The organism is Streptomyces sp. NPDC041940 (assembly GCF_055589465.1).
The window spans coordinates 47,721-67,821 of record NZ_JBVJBP010000001.1 but is presented as its reverse complement, the minus strand read 5'-3'; the positions used below and the strand labels follow the sequence as shown (position 1 = coordinate 67,821).

Below are 20,101 nucleotides of genomic sequence, written 5' to 3'. Positions count from 1 at the left end.
CCCTACGCCTCGCGAGATCCCTCGTACATCTCCTCGATCAGATGCTTGTACTCCCGCTCCACAACCGGCCGCTTCAACTTCAGACTCGGCGTGATCTCACCATGCTCCACGTCAAGATCCCGGGGCAGCAACCGGAACTTCTTGATGGTCTGCCACTTCTGAAGCCCCTCGTTGAGCTGCTTCACATACCCGTCGACCATCGCCACCGTCGCGGGCGCGGCCACGATCTCGGCGTACGACTTCCCCCCGAGCCCGTTCTCCTTCGCCCACTCCACGATGGCCAACTCGTCGAGCGCGATCAGCGCCGTGCAGAAGTTCCGGTCGGCCCCGTGCACCAGGATGTTGGACACGTACGGGCACACCGCCTTGAACTGCCCCTCGACCTCCGCCGGCGCGATGTACTTGCCGCCCGAGGTCTTGATGAGGTCCTTCTTGCGGTCGGTGATCCGCAGGTACCCGTCGGCCGACAGCTCCCCGATGTCCCCGGTGTGGAACCAGCCGTCCGACTCCAGCACCTCGGCGGTCTTCTCGGGCAGCCCGTGGTAGCCCTCCATGATGCCGGGGCCGCGCAGCAGAATCTCCCCGTCGTCCGCGATCCGCACCTCCGTACCGGGCAGCGGCTTGCCGACCGTACCGGTGCGGTAGGCCTCGCCCGGGTTCACGAACGAAGCCGCCGAGGACTCGGTCAGGCCGTAGCCCTCCAGGATGTGGATGCCGGCGCCGGAGAAGAAGTACCCGATCTCCGGCGCGAGGGCGGCCGACCCGGAGACACAGGCCCGCAGGTTGCCGCCGAAGGCCTCACGGATCTTGGCGAACACCAGCGCGTCGGCGACCTTGTGCTTGGCGCCGAGACCGAAGGGCACGGACAGCGTGCCGGTGCGCCGGAAGTTGTCCTGGGAGACCTTGGCGTACTCGCGGGCGACCTCGGCCGCCCACTGGAAGATCTTGTACTTGGCCCCGCCGCCCGCACGGGCCTTGGCGGCGACGCCGTTGTAGACCTTCTCGAAGATGCGCGGCACGGCAGCCATGTAGGTGGGCTGCACGATCGGCAGATTCTCGATGATCTTGTCGACGCGGCCGTCCACGGCGGTGACGTGCCCGACCTCGATCTGGCCGGAGGTGAGCACCTTGCCGAAGACATGCGCGAGGGGCAGCCACAGGTACTGCACGTCCTCGCTGCTGACCAGGCCGGTCGCGGCGATCGCCTTCGCCATGTACGACCAGTTGTCGTGCGGGAGGCGTACGCCCTTGGGGCGGCCGGTGGTGCCGGAGGTGTAGATGAGGGTGGCGAGCTGGTCCCTGGTGATCGCGCCGACCCGCTCCTTGATCAGGTCGGGGTCCTTCTCCAGGCGGGCCGCGCCGCGCTTCTCCAGCTCGTCGAGGGTGAGGATCCAGTCGGCGCTCTCCTCGTTCGCCAGACCCGCCGGGTCGACGACCACGACATGGGTCAGCTCGGGAAGCTCGGCGCGCTTCTCCTTCGCCTTGGCCAGCTGGTCGACGTTCTCCGCGATCAGCACCCGGCTCTCGGAGTCCGACAGGATGTAGGCGGACTCCTCGGCGTTGGTCTGCGGGTACACCGTGGTGGTCGCGGCGCCGGCGCACATGATGCCGAGGTCGGCGAGGATCCACTCGATCCGGGTGCTGGAAGCGAGCGCGACGCGCTGCTCGGCCCGCACGCCCAGCTCGATGAGTCCCGCCGCGATGGCGTAGACCCGCTCGGCGGCCTGCGCCCAGCTCAGCGACTTCCACTCGTCCGGCCCCTGACCGGAGGGCGATGGGACCGGATACCGATAGGCCTCGGCGTCCGGCGTGGCCGCCACGCGCTCCAGGAACAGGCCCGCCACCGACGGCGGACGGTTCTCGATCAGGGTCTGTGTGTCGCTCACGACGTCCTCCGGGGCCCGCGTCAGGCGGCTGGCTCAGGTGCGGCTGGTTTTACTCGCGAGCCGTTGTTTAACTCGCGAGTAACTATCGAGCAGGGATCAGAGTAAAGGCCGACCGGTCCCCGCGTAAGGGCCCGCGGCCTGTCTCTTCGTACAGACAGCTACCCCACGTACGCACAGGGGCCCGCCGCGCTCTCGCGCGACGGGCCCCTGTTCTACCCGGTTTGGGGCGTAACCCACGGTAATCCGTGACTACTTCTTGCCCTTGCCCGACCCCGCGCTGTCATCGCTGGACAGGACCGCGATGAAGGCCTCCTGCGGAACTTCCACGGAACCCACCATCTTCATCCGCTTCTTGCCCTCCTTCTGCTTCTCCAGCAGCTTCCGCTTACGGGAGATGTCACCGCCGTAGCACTTGGCGAGGACGTCCTTGCGGATGGCGCGGATGGTCTCGCGGGAGATGACCCGGGAGCCGATGGCCGCCTGGACGGGGATCTCGAAGGCCTGGCGCGGGATCAGCTCGCGCAGCTTGGCGACGAGCCGTACGCCGTACGCGTACGCCGCGTCCTTGTGCGTGATCGCCGAGAAGGCGTCCACCTTGTCGCCGTGCAGCAGGATGTCGACCTTGACCAGGCTGGAGGCCTGCTCGCCGGTGGGCTCGTAGTCGAGCGAGGCGTAGCCCTTGGTCTTGGACTTCAGCTGGTCGAAGAAGTCGAAGACGATCTCCGCGAGGGGAAGCGTGTAGCGGATCTCCACGCGATCCTCGGAGAGGTAGTCCATACCGAGCAGCGTGCCGCGCCGGGTCTGGCACAGCTCCATGATCGCGCCGATGAACTCGCTCGGGGCGAGGAGCGTGGCGCGCACGACCGGCTCGTACACGTCGTTGATCTTGCCGTCGGGGAACTCGCTCGGGTTGGTCACCGTGTGCTCGGTGCCATCCTCCATGACCACGCGGTAGACCACGTTCGGAGCGGTGGCGATGAGGTCGAGCCCGAACTCGCGCTCGAGCCGCTCGCGGATGACGTCGAGGTGGAGAAGGCCCAGGAAGCCGACGCGGAATCCGAAGCCGAGGGCCGCGGAGGTCTCCGGCTCGTAGACCAGCGCGGCATCGTTGAGCTGGAGCTTGTCGAGGGCCTCGCGCAGCTCCGGGTAGTCGGATCCGTCGAGGGGGTAGAGGCCGGAGAACACCATCGGCTTGGGTTCCTTGTACCCGCCGAGGGCCTCGGTGGCGCCCTTGTGCAAGCTGGTGATCGTGTCACCGACCTTGGACTGGCGGACATCCTTCACACCGGTGATGATGTAGCCCACCTCGCCGACACCGAGGCCGTCGGCGGACAGCATCTCGGGCGAGTTCGTCCCGATCTCGAGCAGCTCGTGCGTGGCGTTGGTGGACATCATCCGGATGCGCTCGCGCTTGTTGAGCTGGCCGTCGACGACTCGAACGTACGTGACGACGCCGCGGTAGGAGTCGTAGACCGAGTCGAAGATCATCGCGCGGGCGGGCGCGTCCGCGACGCCGACCGGGGCCGGCACCTCGGCGACGACCTTGTCGAGCAGCGCGTCGACGCCCAGTCCGGTCTTCGCGGAGACCTTGAGGACGTCGTCCGGGTCGCAGCCGACGAGGTTGGCGAGCTCCTCGGAGAACTTCTCCGGCTGGGCGGCCGGGAGGTCGATCTTGTTCAGCACAGGGATGATCTTGAGGTCGTTCTCCATCGCCAGGTAGAGGTTGGCGAGAGTCTGGGCCTCGATGCCCTGGGCGGCGTCGACCAGGAGGACGGTGCCCTCGCAGGCGGCGAGCGACCGCGAGACCTCGTAGGTGAAGTCGACGTGCCCCGGGGTGTCGATCATGTTGAGGATGTGCGTGTTGCCTGGGTCCTCGGTGGGAGCCCAGGGCAGACGCACCGCCTGGGACTTGATCGTGATGCCGCGCTCACGCTCGATGTCCATGCGGTCGAGGTACTGAGCGCGCATCTGCCGCTGCTCGACCACTCCGGTCAGCTGAAGCATCCGGTCGGCGAGCGTGGACTTGCCGTGGTCGATGTGCGCGATGATGCAGAAGTTGCGGATCAGAGCCGGGTCGGTACGGCTCGGTTCGGGCACATGGCTAGGGATCGCGGGCACGCAGGGTCCTGATTCTTGAGGCGTCCGCAGTGTCTGCGGTCTCGGGTCGGATCGATACGTAGCCTCCATGGTCCCACGGGTGGCGAGCATGGACGGGTTTGGGCCGTGGATGGGCCCGCTGGTACCGTGGGGGGCTGTGCCTCATGCCCTCTCAGCAGGAGGCGCTACCTCAAGAAATCATCGGTGCGGGTCCCGCGCGGTCCCGTGCCAGAACCTGAAAAGGCTCATTCGTGGCGAACATCAAGTCCCAGATCAAGCGGATCAAGACCAACGAGAAGGCGCGGCTGCGCAACAAGGCCGTCAAGTCCTCCCTCAAGACCGCGATCCGCAAGGCCCGCGAGGCTGCTGCCGCGGGTGACGTCGAGAAGGCCAACGAGTACCAGCGCGTCGCCGCGCGTCAGCTCGACAAGGCCGTCTCCAAGGGCGTCATCCACAAGAACCAGGCTGCCAACAAGAAGTCGGCGCTGGCTCAGAAGGTCGCCGCGCTCAAGGGCTGACATCTGATGTGACGCCGGAGGGAATCGAGCGGGCCCTCTCATCCGCTCCCTTCCGGCACCCCTCGGATCCGCGCGCGGCCTGCGTTCGCCACGCGGGCGCGGATCCAGCAACTTGTACCGAAGGCCGGGCGCCTCTCCTGTTCCCCATGGGAGGGCACCCGGCCTTCGGCCTGTTCAGGCCCGGAACGCGGTGTTCTTGCCGATGCCCTCGACGCATTCGCCGAGGTCGGAGGAGCGGCCCCTACCCCCGTCCCCTGGACCGGGCGGCCCGGGCGATGGCGACCACCGCCTTCTCCAGCGCGTACGCCGGGTCGTCCCCGCCGCCCTTCACCCCCGCGTCCGCCTCGGCGACCGCCCGCAGCGCCACGGACACGCCGTCCGGGGTCCAGCCGCGCATCTGCTGCCTGACCCGGTCGATCTTCCACGGGGGCATCCCCAGCTCGCGCGCGAGATCGGCCGGCCGGCCTCCGCGCGCCGAGGACAGCTTCCCGATCGCCCGGACGCCCTGCGCCAGCGCGCTGGTGATCAGCACCGGCGCCACCCCGGTCGCCAGCGACCAGCGCAACGCCTCCAGCGCCTCCGCCGCCCGCCCCTCGACCGCCCGGTCGGCGACCGTGAAGCTCGATGCCTCGGCCCGGCCGGTGTAGTACCGCCCGACGACCGCCTCGTCGATCGTCCCCTCGACATCGGCGACCAGCTGCGAGACCGCCGACGCCAGCTCCCGCAGATCGCTCCCGATCGCGTCGACGAGCACCTGGCACGCCTCCGGCGTGGCTGACCTTCCCGTCCCCCGGAACTCGCCCCGCACGAACGCCAGCCGGTCCGCCGGCTTCGTCATCTTCGGACAGGCCACCTCGCGTGCCCCGGCCTTGCGTGCCGCGTCGAGCAGCCCCTTGCCCTTGGCCCCTCCGGCGTGCAGCAGCACGAGGGTGATCTCCTCGGCGGGCGCACCGAGATAGGCCTTGACGTCCTTGATCGTGTCGGCCGAGAGATCCTGCGCGTTGCGTACGACCACGACCTTGCGCTCCGCGAAGAGCGACGGACTCGTCAGCTCGGCGAGCGTGCCGGGCTGCAACTGGTCCGGGGTCAGGTCCCGTACGTCCGTGTCGGCGTCGGCGGCCTTCGCCGCGGCCACCACCTCCTGCACGGCACGGTCGAGCAGCAGGTCCTCCTGGCCCACGGCGAGCGTCACCGGGGCGAGAGGGTCGTCATTCGCAGTCTTCCTGGCCATCGCGACAAGCATCCCACGCGGCACTGACAACGAGGCCGGACGGACCGCGGCGGGCCGGGCTCCCTACGGCTCTTCCCGCCAGCCGTCCCACTCCCCGGCGAACCGGTCCAGCTCCCCGGCGTCCAGCCGCCCGTCCTCGTCCCTCAGGACGACCAGCCACTGCGCGTCCTCGGCGTCGTCCTCACCGGCCAGCGCGTCCCGGACGAGCTGCGGCTCCTCGACGACCCCGAACCGCTCCCCGAGCGCCTCGACCACCTCTTCCGCGGCATCACGGTCGGGCAGCACCAGCACATGTCGCACATCACTCACGCCGGACATTGTCCGACACCGTGTCGCGGCCCGATCCGCCGGATCCGCCGTCTCAGCCCTTGCGGACGACCTGTACGTCGAGGTCGATCCTGATGCTCGGCCCGACCACCGCGATGCCCCGCGCCAGCATCGTCTGCCAGCTCACGGTGAAGTCGTCCCTGTGCAGTTCGGTCGTGGCCCGGCAGGCCGCCCGCTCCTCGCCCTCCATGCCGTTGCCCAGCCCCAGGTACTCCGTGTCCAGCGTGACCGTCCGTGTGACGCCGTGCAGCGACAGCGCCCCCGTCACGGCCCACCGGTTCGCGCCCTTGTGCACGAACCGGTCGCTGTAGAACTCGAGCGTCGGGAACTTCGCGATGTCCAGGAAGTCCGCCGACCGCAGATGGTCGTCACGCATCTTCACGTTGGTGTCGATGGACGCCGCGTCGATCACCACATGCATCGCCGACCGCTCCAGCGGGTCGGCGACCCGTATGACACCCGCGAACGACTTGAACTGCCCGTGGATCCGGGCCAGTCCGATGTGCCGCGCGGTGAAGGCGAGCGAGGAGTGCGCCGACTCGATCTCCCAGTCGCCGGGTTCGGGCAGCTCCGGCGGCCGGGCCACCTGCAGCGTCACGTCCCCGAGCGACGCGAGCGTGTTCTCGGCGACCTGCGTGGTCGCCCGGTACGGCGTGTACCCCTCCGCCGACACCGCGAGCCGGTACTCCCCCGCGGGCACCGTCGTCACGAACGACCCGAACGGATCCGCGCCCCCGCTGACCACCGCACGCCCCATGGCGTCGGTGACCGCGAACTCGGCGTGTCTGACCGGCTCGTTGACCGGGTCGAGCACCCGGCAGCTCAGCACCCCCGCGCTCGGCGGTGTCGGCACCGCCGCCAGAGGGCTCGTCCGGTGCACCCGGTTGGTTCGGCTTCCCAGCCAGCGGCCGATCATCTGGACACCTCGTGCGACTCGAAGTCAGCGGTTCGATCACTGTTCACCGAGGACGCATTCGACCACCGATGAGGCTTTCGAGGCAACACGCGACCACATCACGGGAATCCAGCCCATGTGATGGGACTACTCCCGAGTAGAACCGACTGGAACCATGTGGACCATGTGTGGACGGTGTGCCCCTTCTGATCCGGATCGGCCTTCCCTGCCAGTCCGGATCAGCCTTCCCCGCCGTCGCCCCGGACCACGGGCACCGCACCGAGCTCGATCCCGAACCGCTCCCGGTACACCCCGAGCACCTCGTCGTCCGTCCCCAGCTCCGTCACCTCCCGCGTCCCGTCGGCCGCCGTCACCGTGAACTTGCGTCCGCTGAGCGTGATCCTCCCTCCGTCCCGCGTGACCCGCGAACAGACCAGCGACCGCGTGAAGTGCGACACCGACGACGTGCTGTGCCACCACGCCCCGGCCACGAAGTCACCGAGCGCCCGCGGCCGCGTCTCCAGGCGGTACTGCGGTCTGCCGTCACGGATCACGTGCAGGTCCGCCGCCTCCACCGTGTCGTGCCCACCGCGCACCCCGGCCGCGTCCGGCCCCGCCTCCACGATCCGGAACGTGCCCCCCGGGTCCTCCTGTTCTCCCCTCTCCCCGAACGCCAGCGGAAGGTGGCTGTGCGCCCCGAACCCGACGTCGGCCAGCCAGTCGCCCCCGTCCACCGTCCGCACCCTCAGCGCCAGATGGTCGTACGGGATCCCGAGCCGCTCCTCCTCCCCGTACACCCGCCCCGCGAGCAGCGCCACCTCGTAGCCCAGCGCGGCGAGCAACGCCCCGAAGGCTCCGTTGAGTTCGTAGCAGAACCCGCCCCGCCGGGCTCCCACCACCTTGTCCAGCAGCCGCTTCTCCTCCAGCACGATCTCCTCGCCGAGATGGATCGAGAGGTTCTCGAACGGCACGGTCCGCAGATGCCGCAGGTGCAGCTCGCGCAGCGCGTCGACGGTGGGCCACGCCGGGGGCTCGGCCCCCAGGCGGCGGAGATAGGCATCAACCTGTGCTGAGTTCATGCCCTCAGTCTCGCGCCACCCTCAGCTCTCCGCCCCCTCCCACGACCGCCAGCGCGCCGTCCCGGTCCGTCCGCAGCACCGTCGCACCCCCGGCGCGCAGTGCCGCCACCGTGCCGGGCGCCGGATGGCCGTAGGTGTTGTTCGCCCCGCAGCTGATCAGGGCCAGCCGCGGGGCGGCCCGGCTTATGAGGCCGGGGTCCTGGTAGGCCGAGCCGTGATGGGCGACTTTCAGCACGTCCACGCCCTCCAGCGCCTCGGCCGCCGGCGACCTGGCCAGTGCCCGCTGGGCCGGGGGTTCGAGGTCCCCGAGGAGCAGCAGCCGCAGCCCCGCCGACCGGACCAGCATGGCCACACTGGCGTCGTTCGGCCCCTCCGGCACCGGGTGGGCCGGGAGCACCTGCGGAGATGAGCCCGGCGGCGAACTCGCTGACTGCGGTGGCGGGCCAGGCGGAGGCCACACCACCTGCCAGGACAACCCGCCCGCGCGGCGCTGCTCCCCGGCGGCGGCGGTCGTCACGGGCACCCGCCGGGCCGCCGCCTGTCTCCGGACGAACGCGGCCTGGTCAGCGGGCTCCTCGAAGCCCGTCGTCTCGATCGCGCCCACGGCCCGTCCGCGCAGCACGCCGGGCAGCCCCGCCACATGATCTGCGTGGAAGTGGGTGAGCACGACCAGTGGGATCCTGGTGATGCCGAGTGCGCGCAGGCAGTGATCGACGAGCTGCGGATCGGGCCCGGCGTCCACCACCACACCGGCGCCCTCACCCGCCGCGAGCACCATGGCGTCGCCCTGCCCCACGTCACACATCACCAGCCGCCAGCCCGGCGGCGGCCAGCCCGTGATCACCCGGGTCAGCGGCGGCGGCTGCACCACCGCCAGGGCCAGTAACAACCCGCAGACCCCGCACCACCACGGGTGCCCGAGCAGCCGCCGCCCCACGAGCAGCACCACCAGGGTCAGGGCTGCGAGCAGCGCCGCGCCCGCCCAGCTGCCCGGCCAGTCCACCCCCGCCCCCGGCAGTGCCGCTCCGGTCCGGGCGATCTCCGCGATCCACTCGGCGGGCCACTGCGCACACCACGCCAGGGCCTTGGCCACCGGCATCCCCACCGGTGCCGTGGCCAGTGCCGTGAAGCCCAGGACGGTGGCGGGCGCGATCGCGAACTCCGCGAGCAGATTGCACGGCACGGCGACCAGGCTCACCCGCGCCGAGATCACGGTGACCACGGGCGCGCACAGCGCCTGCGCGGCGGCAGCGGCGGCAAGCGCCTCGGCGAGCCTGGGCGGGACCCCGCGTCGCCGCAGCCCGGCGCTCCACCGCGGCGCGAGTGTGAGCAGCGCCCCGGTGGCCACGACGGACAGCAGGAACCCGTAACTCCGCGCCAGCCACGGGTCGTACAGCACCAGCAGCAGGACCGCCGTGGCCAGCGCCGGGATCAGCGACCTCCGCCGGCCGGTCGCAAGGGCGAGCAGCGCGACCGCCCCGCAGGCCGCCGCCCGCAGCACGCTGGGATCCGGTCTGCAGACCACGACGAACCCCAGGGAGAGCGCACCTCCGAGCACCGCCGTCCCCCGCAGGGAGATACCGAGACGCGGCGCGATCCCCCGCCGTTCGGCATGCTGCGCCAGGCCCGGCGGCCCGAGCAGCAGGGCTAGCAGAATGGTGAAATTCGCCCCGGAAACAGCCAAGGTGTGCGTGAGGTCGGTTTCCTTGAAGGCCTCCTCCAGCTCCGGGGTGATCCGCGAGGTGTCCCCCACCACCAGCCCCGGCAACAGGGCCCGGGCGTCCGCCGACAGCCCGCTGGTCGCCTCCCGCAGCCCGGCGCGCAACCGCCCGGCGAGCCGCTGAGTGCCCGAGGGCTCTCCCACCACCAACGGTGCGCCCTGGTCCCGCACCCGCAGCACGGCCGCGACCCGGTCGCCGCCCGTCATCGCGGGCGCCAGCCGCGCGCTGACCCGCAGCCGCGTCGACGGCAGCAGCCCGAGCCACGGCGACCGCACCCGCTCGCCGGCAGCCGACCGCGGCAGCCCGCTCCCGGCACCCCAGGCACCGCGGTGGGCCGACCTCACGTCGACGATCATCAGCACCGGCGTCCGCGCCACCGCCGCCCCGCCACCCGCCTCGTGGACCCGCCGCACCACGGCATCGACCAGTACGGCGGTGGGCGCCACGTGATCGCCCCGGACCTTGGGACGGGTCAGGCGGGGATCAGAGGTGAGCTCGACCTCGGCGGTCACCGTCGCGTACTCCCGCGCCAGGCCGGGCACGGGCCCCCGGCGCAGATCCGCCCCGTGCAGCCCGGCCGAGGCGGCGGCAGCGGCGACGCAGAGCAGCACGGCGGTGGCCGACGCTCGCGGCCAGGACGCCGTTCCGGATCTCCTGGCCGTCGGCAGCAGACCGACGGCGAGCAGACAGCCGGCCACGATGCCGACGGCCCACCCCGGCGATGCGCCCAGCACCAGCGCCGCCGTGCCCCAGGCCGCGAGGGCTGGTGGCACGAGCCGTAGGTCGGTGGGCCCTTCCTGCCGCGGGCGGGCGCTGCCGAGCCGCTGCCCGGACGAGGCGTGCACGGACGACCGGGCCGGATCGGGCGCGGCCCCGGGAGCGGCCTCGTCCCGCCGCACCGGCGGGTCAGGGACCGTCCTCATGGCCGTACGAGATTCCGCAGGTCGGCGAAGCGGCGGTCGCCGATGCCGTTCACCTCGCGCAGTTCGTCCACGGAACGGAAACCGCCGTGCCGCGTGCGGTAGTCGATGATGTGCTGCGCCAGCACCGGGCCCACACCCGGCAGGGTGTCGAGCTGGTCGGCGGTGGCCGTGTTGAGGGAGACCGGGGCCGCCGGCATCGCCCCGCCCGCCGTCCCACCGGCCGGGCCTCCGGCCGCCGCACCACCCGCCCCCGTTCCTGCCCCGGTTCCCGTGACGGGGGCCGGTCCTCCGACGACCACCTGTTCGCCGTCCACGAGGAAGCGGGCGCGGTTGAGACCGTCGGTCTTCGTCCCGGGCTTCACACCGCCCGCCGCGCGCAGGGCGTCCGCGACGCGCGAGCCGCTCGGCAGCCGATGGATTCCGGGTTCACGGACCTTGCCGCCGACGTCCACGACGATCTCGGGCGCCCCCGCGGCACCTGTCGCCTTCGCCGCCCCCGCGGGAACGCCCGGTCCTCGCTCCTCCCCGGCCCGCTCGCCCTGTCCCTGCTCCCCGTACGGCGCCGCCGCTCGCACCACCTCGGGCGGCCGCACGGACTGGGGCCGGCCGGTCCAGAAGTGCTGCACGGCGAACGCCGCGGCCACGACGAGCACCACGCTCAGAGCGAGCACACTCCGCCGTTCCAGCCCACACCTGGCCTGCAACCACAGCGGCATGCGCTCCCGCAGCGCGAGCCCGGCCCGCTCCCGCCAGTCCCCTTCCGCGACGCGGCCCGCCGCCCCGCTGTCCGACTCGGCGGGGACGAGGCCGGGTTCCAGGTCGGGTTCAAGGCCGGGCTCCGCAACGGCTCCGTGCCGATCCCGCTCCTGTGGAGCACGATCCCCGTCAGCCGGCTCCACGACAGCCCAGGAAGGCCGCGCCCGAGCCGGCGGCCCCTGCCCCGACTCCCGCCGCTCCTCGACGCGTTCAGCCGGCCCTGCCCGCTCCTCGACCCGTGCAGCCGGCCCGGCCCGCTCGGCAGGCCCAGCCCGTCCGCCGGGTTCCCCGAACAGCACCCCCGCCCGCCGACGCAGTTCCTCCGCCGAAGCATGACGGTGCCGAGCCCGGCCGCGTGCGACAGGCGGGCGGCGGCGATGGTGGCGGACGCGCCCGTCGGACGTGGGTGCACGGCCCGGGCCGCTGGTCGCAGTCGCTGTACGTGAACGTGATCGAAGTGCCATGCGACGAGGATCGGCCACCTCGGCCCACCCGCGATGATCTTGGTCAATTCCCGGGGACAACCGCCCGGCTGTGGACAACTCCGCCACTCACACGGGTGATCGGAGCCGATGCCCGCAGCCCCGCAGCAACGTTCACCGCGGCGAAACCACAACTCCCAGCAGCCCGGGCCCCGTATGCGCCCCGATCACCGCGCCGACCTCGCTGACATGCAGATCGGCCAGCCCGGTCAACCGTGTCCGCAGCCGGTCGGCGAGGGCCGACGCCCGGTCCGGGGCGGCGAGATGGTGGACGGCGACATCGACCTGCGCGCCGCCCGCCCGGTCGGCCGCGATCTCCTCGAGGCGGGCGATCGCCTTGGACGCGGTCCGCACCTTCTCCAGCGGTTCGATACGGCCGTCGGCCAGCTGCAACAGCGGCTTCACCGCGAGCGCCGAGCCCAGCAGGGCCTGCGCGGCGCCGATACGGCCGCCGCGGCGCAGGTAGTCGAGAGTGTCGACGTAGAAGTAGGCGGACGTGCCGGCGGCCCTCTTCTCCGCGGCCGTGACGGCCTCGTCCACCGTGCCGCCGGACTCCGCGGTCTCCGCCGCGGCGAGCGCGCAGAACCCGAGCGCCATCGCGATCATGCCGGTGTCCACCACCCGCACGGGCACCGGCGCCTGGCGCGCGGCCACGACGGCCGCGTCGTAGGTGCCGGAGAGTTCGGCGGAGAGGTGGAGGGAGACGATGCCGGTGGCGCCGGACTCGGCGACCTTGCGGTACGTCTCCTCGAAGACGGCGGGGCTGGGCCGCGAGGTCGTCACGGGACGCCGCTTCTGCAAAGCCTGCGCGAGAGCACGGGTCGAGATCTCGGTGCCCTCTTCGAGCGCCCGGTCACCGAGGACCACCGTCAGGGGCACCGCTGTGATGCCGTGGCGCTCCATCGTCCGGGCCGGCAGGTAGGCCGTTGAATCGGTGACGATCGCGACATGGCGGGACATGAGCTGGAGGTTACCTGCCGTAGTGCCCGCGTGGCAGCCCGGCCCCGGTGCCCCGCGGCGCGCGTGGCCGGATCAAGTGGTGCTCTCGGGGCGGGCCTTCTTCTGCCAGGAGTAGGTGGGGCGCGGTCCCGGCGGCGTGATGGCGGGCCGCGCCGACTCCTGCTCAGGGCTCGACTGCGGGGATTCCGGCCAGGTCTGCCCGGCTGTGGCGGCGTCGGCGGCGGGCGCTTCGGGCCACGGCCGGGAGGCGGGCTCGGGCTCCGGCGTCGTCCAGTGCCGCAGCGCCCCGGCCTCCACGTCGATCTGGGCGCTGAGCGTGTCCAGGTCGTCCTCGGCGAAACGGCGGGCCCGGTCGCGGGCCGCCCAGCGCAGTGCGTCCGCGGACTGCGTGATGCGTTCGGTGCGCTCGCGCAGCCCGGGCAGCCGCTGGGTCAGCGCGCCGCGGTCCGGCTCGGTCTCCAGGCGCTTCAGCTCGTCGTCCAGCTCGTGGCCGTGCGCACTGAGCCGTTGGAAGAGGCCGATGGACTCCTTCAGGGACTCGTCCTCGGCGACGGCCGCGTTCAGCGCGTCCTGGGTGGCGCGCATCGAGGTGCGCAGCTTCAGCCGCAGCTGGGCGATCTCGCCCGCGGCGCCGGGCTGGGCGAAGGACTTGGCCCGCAGGGTGTGGTCCTCGACGGTACGGCGGGCCTGGGTGAGGCCGCGGTCCACACCGCGCTTGGCGGCACCGACCACCTTCACGGTCGCGTAGACGCCCAGCCCGAGAAAGAGCACGAAAAGCAGGGCGAATACTGCGATCACTGCTTCCACCGGCTCCTCCTCAGGACATCGCGGCACACCTCACGTCGCTCTTCAACGGTAAACGCAACAGGCAGGTCCGGAGTTCCGGAAGAACCCCGAACCTGCCCGTAGAGGACCACCAGAGGACCACTAGGGGTCACCCCGAACGCGGTCCCAAGGCCCCGCGCCTACGCCGGGACGATGTTCACCAGCTTCGGTGCCCGCACGATCACCTTCCTGATCCCGGCCCCGCCCAGCGCGGCCACGACCTTCTCGTCCGCCAGCGCGACCTTCTCCAGCTCGTCGTCGGAGATGGCCGGCGAGACCTCCAGCCGCGCCTTGACCTTGCCCTTGATCTGCACGACGCACGTCACGGTCTCGTCGACGACGTACTGCGGGTCGGCCACCGGGAAGTCGTGGTGCACCACCGAGTCGGTGTGCCCCAGCCGGCGCCACAGCTCCTCGGCGACGTGCGGGGCCAGCGGGGCGACCATCAGCACCAGGGCCTCGGCGACCGGACGCGAGACGGCGCCGCCCGCCTTGGTCAGGTGGTTGTTCAGCTCGGTGACCTTGGCGATGGCGGTGTTGAACCGCATGCCCTCCAGGTCACCGCGCACCCCGTCGATCGCCTTGTGCAGGGCGCGCAGCGTGTCCTCGTCGGCCTCCGCGTCCACCACCGTCACATCACCGGTCGCCTCGTCGACGATGTTGCGCCACAGCCGCTGCAGCAGCCGGAACTGGCCCACCACCGCGCGCGTGTCCCACGGCCGGGAGACGTCCAGCGGGCCCATCGCCATCTCGTACAGGCGCAGCGTGTCGGCTCCGTACTCGGCGCAGATCTCGTCCGGAGTGACCGCGTTCTTCAGCGACTTGCCCATCTTGCCCAGCAGACGGGTGACCTTCTCGTCCTGGTAGTAGTACGCGCCGTCGCGCTCCTCCACCTCGGCGGCCGGCACCGCGATGCCGCGGCTGTCGCGGTAGACGTACGCCTGGATCATGCCCTGGTTGTACAGCTTGTGGAACGGCTCGGCGGAGGAGACGTGCCCCAGGTCGTACAGCACCTTGGACCAGAAACGCGCGTACAGCAGGTGCAGCACGGCGTGCTCGGCGCCGCCGACGTACAGGTCGACACCGCCGTGCGGCTGGCCCTCGCGCGGGCCCATCCAGTACTGCTCGATCTCGGGGTCGACCAGCTGCTCGCTGTTGTGCGGGTCCAGGTAGCGCAGCTCGTACCAGCAGGAACCGGCCCAGTTGGGCATGGTGTTGGTCTCGCGGCGGAACCTGCGCGGGCCGCGGCCGTCACCCAGGTCCAGCGTGACGTTGACCCAGTCCTCGTTGCGGGACAGCGGCGTCTCGGGCTGGGTGTCGGCGTCGTCCGGGTCGAACGTGCGCGGCGAGTAGTCCTCGACCTCGGGCAGTTCCAGCGGCAGCATCGACTCGGGCAGCGCGTGGGCGATGCCGTCCTCGTCGTAGGCGATCGGGAAGGGCTCTCCCCAGTAGCGCTGGCGGCTGAACAGCCAGTCGCGCAGCCGGAAGTTGACGGTGCCCTCGCCGACGCCGGAACGCTCCAGCCACTCGGTGATGCGCGCCTTGGCCTCGGCGACGCCCAGGCCGTCCAGGGAGACACCCTCACCGGAGGAGTTGATGATCTTCGCGTCGTAGGACGAGAAGGCGTCCTCCCACGTCGAGGTGTCCGTGCCACGGCCGTCGGTCGGCTCGACGATGCAGTGGATCGGCAGCTCGAAGGCGCGCGCGAACTCGAAGTCGCGCTGGTCTCCGGCCGGGACGGCCATGATCGCGCCGGTGCCGTAGCCCATCAGCACGTAGTCGGCGATGAAGACCGGGACCTGCTCGCCGTTGACCGGGTTCGTGGCGTACGCGCCGATGAAGACGCCGGTCTTGTCCTTGGCCTCGGCCTGCCGCTCCACGTCGGACTTCGAGGCGGCCTGCGCGCGGTAGGCGCCGACGGCCTCACCGGGGGTCGCGTGGCCGCCGGTCCACACCTCGTGGGTGCCCTCGGGCCAGGCGGCCGGGGTGAACTTCTCGACCAGCGGGTGCTCGGGGGCCAGCACCATGTAGGTGGCGCCGAACAGGGTGTCCGGGCGGGTGGTGAAGACGGTGATGTTCTCGCCGTCGACGGGGAAGTCGACGCGGGCGCCCTCGGATCGGCCGATCCAGTTACGCTGCTGCAGTTTGATGGCCTCGGGCCAGTCCAGCGCGTCCAGGTCGTCCAGCAGCCGGTCGGCGTAGGCGGTGATGCGCATGTTCCACTGGCGCAGCTTGGCCTTGAAGACCGGGAAGTTGCCGCGCTCGGAGCGGCCCTCGGAGGTGACCTCCTCGTTGGCCAGCACGGTGCCAAGACCGGGGCACCAGTTGACCGGCGCGTCGGAGGCGTAGGCCAGCCGGAACTCACCCAGCACGTCGGCCTGCTCGGCGGCGCTCAGCTCGCTCCACGCGCGCGTGTGTCCCGGGACGGGCCGCTCACCGGAGGCGAACAGCTCGATCAGCTCGGCGACGGGGCGGGCCCGCCCGGCCTCGTGGTCGTACCAGGAGTTGAAGATCTGCAGGAAGATCCACTGGGTCCACTTGTAGTAGTCCGGGTCGATCGTGGCGAACGACCGGCGCTTGTCGTGGCCCAGGCCCAGCCGGCGCAGCTGGGACTTCATGTTCTCCATGTTGGCTTCGGTGGACACGCGCGGGTGCGTGCCGGTCTGCACCGCGTACTGCTCGGCGGGCAGGCCGAAGGCGTCGAAGCCCAGGGTGTGCAGGACGTTGTGGCCGGTCATCCGCTGGAAGCGGGCGAACACGTCCGTGGCGATGTAGCCCAGGGGGTGACCGACATGCAGGCCCGCGCCGGAGGGGTACGGGAACATGTCCATGATGAACTTCTTGGGCTTGGCGACGGTCCCCGGATCGCCCGCCAGGTCACCCTTGGGGTTGGGAGCGCCGTAGGTGTTGTCGGCGTCCCAGAAGTCCTGCCAGCGTGCCTCGATGTCGGCTGCCATGGCGGCCGTGTAGCGGTGCGGCGCCGCCACCTCGGCGGCGGCAGCGGGGTTCGTCTCGCTCATGATCCTCAAAGCTCCATCGATCGTCTCTGCCTGCGGCTGTGGGTTCGAGAAACGAAAAATCCCCTCGCACAGGAGGGGACGCCGCGCCGATTCCGGCCACTCGACTCGTCCGGTGGCCGGGACTGATCAGCGCGGCCCGCTAAGCAGAAGGCGTACGGCACGCATGGCGTTAGGGTACCGCAGGCCCCCAGCACGCCGCGACGCGCTTCTGGACGGCCGTTCGGTACCCGAAAAGCTGAACCAGGGTCAAAGGTTACTTCGCGTAATAGTCACTAAGGGACATCACAACATCCATATTGTCCTTTGATAACAACGCAATAACTCAAACCTCGTACCCATCGGTATGGCTCCGCTTAGAGTGCGGCAGCGGGACCGCTTTCCCGAACCGCTCGGAGTTGCCCCCATGAACCCTCATCGCAGTAACACCTCGCTACCCCCGGCCGCCGGGATGTGGGGAGGCCGGCCGTGAACCCCTACGACTCCACGGCGGACGACTCGTTCGCCGAGTTCCTCAACTTCGGCGCCGGTGTGCTGTCCCTCGTGTGTCTGTCCTGCTCGGTGATCTGGGGACTCGTCGCCCAGGACCGGGTCCTGCTCGACACGCGCAGGCGCATCCTGGCGCAGGCCGTGCACCGGACCACGGCGGTCGCCTCGATCGTCTTCCTCCTGGTCCACATCGGGGTGAAGCTGGCGCTGGAACACACCTCGTGGGTCGCCGCCGTGATCCCCTTCGGGCTGCTCCTGACCGGCGAAGAGGCCGTCACGGGCAGGGCGTTCCTCATCAGCCTCGGCACCGTGGCCAGCACGCTCATGATCTTCGTGGGCGTCACCGGCGTACTGCGCAACCGCTTCGCCTCCCCCGCACCCGTCGCCGCCCGCTGGCGGGCCATGCACATGCTGGCCTACCCGGCCTGGTGCGCCGCCCTGGTCCACGGGCTCTACGCGGGTCGCGCGGCCAAGCCGATCTTCGTCATCCTGTACGGCCTGTCCCTGGCCGGGGTGGCCGCCGCCCTCGCCCTGCGCGCCGCCCCGCGCCCGGTCAAGCGCAAGATCGCCGACATGTTCGCCGGCCTCATAGGCCCCGGGGAGCCCTCGGCCCGCCGGGACCTGGAGGAGAGCCGGGCCCGGGCGACCGGCGGCTCCACGCTGCCGGGCTACGAGAGCCGGGACGCGCCCCGCAGGGCCGCGGCGTCCCCGTCGGGGCCGCTGTACGAGAAGGCGGAACGCCCCGCGGCCAAGGAGCCCGCCAACGGATTCGCGGCCGCCTACCGGGCCGTCTCCGGCCCTCCCACGGGCCAGCAGGCCTTCGCACCGGGGCCGAGCACTCGCACGGAGCTGCCGCTGGACATGCAGCCCACCCAGAACATGCCGCTCGTCGACGGCCCCTCCAGCACCTCGGGCAACTGGCCGATCCCGTCCCCGCCCCCGGTCGGCGAGGCCCCGCCGTCGGCCTACGACCCCATGCAGGACACGGGCTTCAACATCCCGCCCTACGACCCCATGCAGGACACCGGACAAAGCATCCCGGCCTATGGCAATCCAGGCGCCGCCGGCTATGGATCGAGTGACGTGTACGACACGGGTGAGTCGAATGCCGCCTTCGACACGTACTACCCGAACGACACGTACAACAGCGGTCCCGCCACTGAAACAACGCCCGGTGCGTCCTACGACTTCGACGCTCCGGGCTCGGGCGAACCTTGGAACACGCCCTCCGGAGGCTTTAAGTGAACGAGGCTCTGCCCGACGTACCCGAAGTCCGCGTCGTCGGACTTCCTCAGCTCACGTCGGGCTTCGACCTTGTCGATCGGCTCGATCTGCCCATGCATCTGAAGGTGCACGGGCCGCTCGAGCCGATGGGCGGCGAGCAGCTCGCGCAACTCGCCGAACGCATCAACCTGAAGGGCCGCGGCGGCGCGGGCTTCCCCTTCCACAAGAAGCTGCGCTCGGTCGCCGAATCGGCGATCAAGCGCGGCATCCGGCCGGTCGTCGTCGTCAACGGAAGCGAGGACGAGCCGGCCTGCCGCAAGGACACGGTGCTGATCAACCGTGCCCCGCATCTGATCCTGGACGGCGCACTGCTGTGCGCGGAGGCTCTGGGTGCCCGCACGCTCGTGGTGGGGGTCACCCGTGAGTCGACACAGCGCTCCATGGAGGCGGCGCTCGCCGAACGCGGCCTGAACAACGGCCGCCGGTCGGCACTGCGCGCGCGTGTGCAGCGCAACCCGGTCCGCATGGTCACCGGCGCCGCCGCGTCGCTGGTCCGTTCGATCGACGGCGGACCGGCCGTCCCGCCGGGCCGCAAGGTCAGCGCCTCGCAGAACGGCGTCGGCGGCGCCCCCACGCTGCTCTCCAACGCCGAGACCTTCGCCCAGCTCGCCATCGCCGCCCGCATCGGCCCGGAGCGCTACGGCAACACCGGCCTGTACGACGAGCCGGGCACCGTCATGCTCACGGTCTCCGGGGCGGTGGCCCGCCCCATGGTGATCGAGGTCCCGACGGGCGTGCCGCTGCGCTACGTCCTGCAGCTCGCCGGCGCACCGCCGGTGCCCCAGGGCGTGCTCACCGGCGGCTACCACGGCAAGTGGATCGACGCGGCGACGGTCAACGAGGCGATCGTCTCCCGCAACTCCCTGGACGCGGTGGGCGGCGCGCTCGGCGCCGGAGCGATCCTGCCGATCACTCAGGACACCTGCCCGCTGGGCGAGTCGCTGCGGGTCGCCCAGTGGCTGGCCGAGGAGAGCGCGGGCCAGTGCGGCCCCTGCTACCTCGGTCTGCCGGCCGCCGCACGCGGCCTGGAGGACATCCTCAACGGCGGCGGCCCTGCCGCCCTGGAGGCGGTCAAGCAGGTCGCCAAGAACGTGAAGCGGCGCGGCGCGTGCTCACACCCGGACGGCTCGGCGATGTTCCTCGAGTCGACCATCAAGGCGTTCACGGACGATCTGGCCGCCCATGTCCTCGGCAACGGCTGCGGCAGGCCCGTGGAGGGCGTTCTGCCGCTCTTCGAGGGCGGCAGGGCCCCCACGGGCATCCCGGGCGGCGGCGAGTCCGAGGAGAACGGCCCCAGCCGCCAGAAGATCTACGTCGACTGGACGCTGTGCCGGGGCCACGGCCTGTGCGCGGACATCCTCCCCGAGGTGTTCCAGCTCGGGGCCGACGGCTTCCCCACCGTGGCGCAGGCCCAGGTGCCGCGGTACGCCGAGGCCAAGGCGCTGCGCGCGGTGCGCCGCTGCCCGGCGCTGGCCCTGCGCCTGGAGGAGGACACGCGCTCCCAGGGCGCGCCGTCGTCCCGCAACCTCCCGGTCCTCTCCCAGGGCCGCGGACGGCGCGCTCTCGGCCGCTGAGCAGACGTACGGCGGGCTCCCCTCCGGGGGAGCCCGC

14 protein-coding genes are annotated in these 20,101 nt (G+C 71.2%); 3 read left to right on the top strand and 11 right to left on the bottom strand.

From position 1 onward, the window contains the following. Nucleotides 1–2 precede the first annotated feature (2 nt). Together ACZ6I3_RS00280 and lepA are read right to left on the bottom strand one after the other, a co-directional pair. Nucleotides 3–1,886 (bottom strand): AMP-dependent synthetase/ligase, encoded by a 1,884-nt coding sequence (locus ACZ6I3_RS00280; protein WP_469410613.1) that lies wholly within the window; start codon nucleotides 1,884–1,886, stop codon nucleotides 3–5. Nucleotides 1,887–2,135: 249 nt separating this feature from the next. Beyond that, a complete protein-coding gene (gene lepA / locus ACZ6I3_RS00275; protein ID WP_469410612.1) occupies nucleotides 2,136–4,004 on the bottom strand; it encodes a translation elongation factor 4 in 1,869 nt (622 codons plus the stop codon). 230 nt (nucleotides 4,005–4,234) lie between these two features. Between lepA and rpsT the strand changes: the two genes are divergently transcribed. Beyond that, entirely contained in the window at nucleotides 4,235–4,501 is a 267-nt protein-coding gene (rpsT, locus tag ACZ6I3_RS00270; protein WP_311125643.1) for a 30S ribosomal protein S20, read from the top strand. Nucleotides 4,502–4,742: 241 nt separating this feature from the next. On the opposite strand, the gene holA is transcribed toward rpsT, so the two are convergent. From holA to leuS, 9 genes are all read right to left on the bottom strand, one after another. Continuing rightward, on the bottom strand, nucleotides 4,743–5,732 hold the full coding sequence (holA, locus tag ACZ6I3_RS00265; RefSeq protein ID WP_469410611.1) for a DNA polymerase III subunit delta: 990 nt from the start codon (nucleotides 5,730–5,732) through the stop codon (nucleotides 4,743–4,745). Between the two features lie 63 nt (nucleotides 5,733–5,795). Further along, entirely contained in the window at nucleotides 5,796–6,041 is a 246-nt protein-coding gene (locus ACZ6I3_RS00260; protein ID WP_391097477.1) for a hypothetical protein, read from the bottom strand. Between the two features lie 52 nt (nucleotides 6,042–6,093). Next, entirely contained in the window at nucleotides 6,094–6,975 is an 882-nt protein-coding gene (locus ACZ6I3_RS00255; protein ID WP_469410610.1) for a YceI family protein, read from the bottom strand. Between the two features lie 218 nt (nucleotides 6,976–7,193). Next, nucleotides 7,194–8,033, bottom strand: coding sequence for an arylamine N-acetyltransferase family protein (locus ACZ6I3_RS00250; protein ID WP_469410609.1), 840 nt, complete (start codon nucleotides 8,031–8,033; stop codon nucleotides 7,194–7,196). Between the two features lie 4 nt (nucleotides 8,034–8,037). Further along, nucleotides 8,038–10,677 (bottom strand): ComEC/Rec2 family competence protein, encoded by a 2,640-nt coding sequence (locus ACZ6I3_RS00245; RefSeq protein ID WP_469410608.1) that lies wholly within the window; start codon nucleotides 10,675–10,677, stop codon nucleotides 8,038–8,040. Further along, complete coding sequence (locus tag ACZ6I3_RS00240) at nucleotides 10,674–11,897, bottom strand: ComEA family DNA-binding protein (protein WP_469410607.1); 1,224 nt, start codon at nucleotides 11,895–11,897, stop codon at nucleotides 10,674–10,676. The genes ACZ6I3_RS00245 and ACZ6I3_RS00240 overlap by 4 nt, the downstream gene beginning before the upstream one ends. A gap of 132 nt (nucleotides 11,898–12,029) precedes the next feature. Beyond that, nucleotides 12,030–12,875 carry a DegV family protein gene (locus ACZ6I3_RS00235; RefSeq protein ID WP_382826916.1) on the bottom strand — a complete coding sequence of 282 codons (846 nt, stop codon included), beginning with the start codon at nucleotides 12,873–12,875 and terminating at the stop codon, nucleotides 12,030–12,032. A gap of 72 nt (nucleotides 12,876–12,947) precedes the next feature. Beyond that, complete coding sequence (locus ACZ6I3_RS00230; protein ID WP_469410606.1) at nucleotides 12,948–13,682, bottom strand: hypothetical protein; 735 nt, start codon at nucleotides 13,680–13,682, stop codon at nucleotides 12,948–12,950. Between the two features lie 158 nt (nucleotides 13,683–13,840). Then, complete coding sequence (gene leuS, locus ACZ6I3_RS00225; protein ID WP_469410605.1) at nucleotides 13,841–16,720, bottom strand: leucine--tRNA ligase; 2,880 nt, start codon at nucleotides 16,718–16,720, stop codon at nucleotides 13,841–13,843. Nucleotides 16,721–17,185: 465 nt separating this feature from the next. Between leuS and ACZ6I3_RS00220 the strand changes: the two genes are divergently transcribed. Further along, nucleotides 17,186–18,451 carry a cytochrome b/b6 domain-containing protein gene (locus ACZ6I3_RS00220; protein ID WP_469410604.1) on the top strand — a complete coding sequence of 422 codons (1,266 nt, stop codon included), beginning with the start codon at nucleotides 17,186–17,188 and terminating at the stop codon, nucleotides 18,449–18,451. Further along, on the top strand, nucleotides 18,448–20,064 hold the full coding sequence (locus ACZ6I3_RS00215; protein ID WP_432960185.1) for an NADH-ubiquinone oxidoreductase-F iron-sulfur binding region domain-containing protein: 1,617 nt from the start codon (nucleotides 18,448–18,450) through the stop codon (nucleotides 20,062–20,064). The genes ACZ6I3_RS00220 and ACZ6I3_RS00215 overlap by 4 nt, the downstream gene beginning before the upstream one ends. The last annotated feature ends 37 nt before the right edge of the window (nucleotides 20,065–20,101 follow it).

Coding starts and splice junctions, on each gene's coding strand:
- holA (WP_469410611.1), bottom strand. CDS start 5,732: ATGGCCAGGAAGACTGCGAATGACGACCCTCTCGCCCCGGTGACGCTC.
- ACZ6I3_RS00255 (WP_469410610.1), bottom strand. CDS start 6,975: ATGATCGGCCGCTGGCTGGGAAGCCGAACCAACCGGGTGCACCGGACG.
- ACZ6I3_RS00250 (WP_469410609.1), bottom strand. CDS start 8,033: ATGAACTCAGCACAGGTTGATGCCTATCTCCGCCGCCTGGGGGCCGAG.
- ACZ6I3_RS00245 (WP_469410608.1), bottom strand. CDS start 10,677: ATGAGGACGGTCCCTGACCCGCCGGTGCGGCGGGACGAGGCCGCTCCC.
- ACZ6I3_RS00240 (WP_469410607.1), bottom strand. CDS start 11,897: ATGGCACTTCGATCACGTTCACGTACAGCGACTGCGACCAGCGGCCCG.
- ACZ6I3_RS00235 (WP_382826916.1), bottom strand. CDS start 12,875: ATGTCCCGCCATGTCGCGATCGTCACCGATTCAACGGCCTACCTGCCG.
- leuS (WP_469410605.1), bottom strand. CDS start 16,720: ATGAGCGAGACGAACCCCGCTGCCGCCGCCGAGGTGGCGGCGCCGCAC.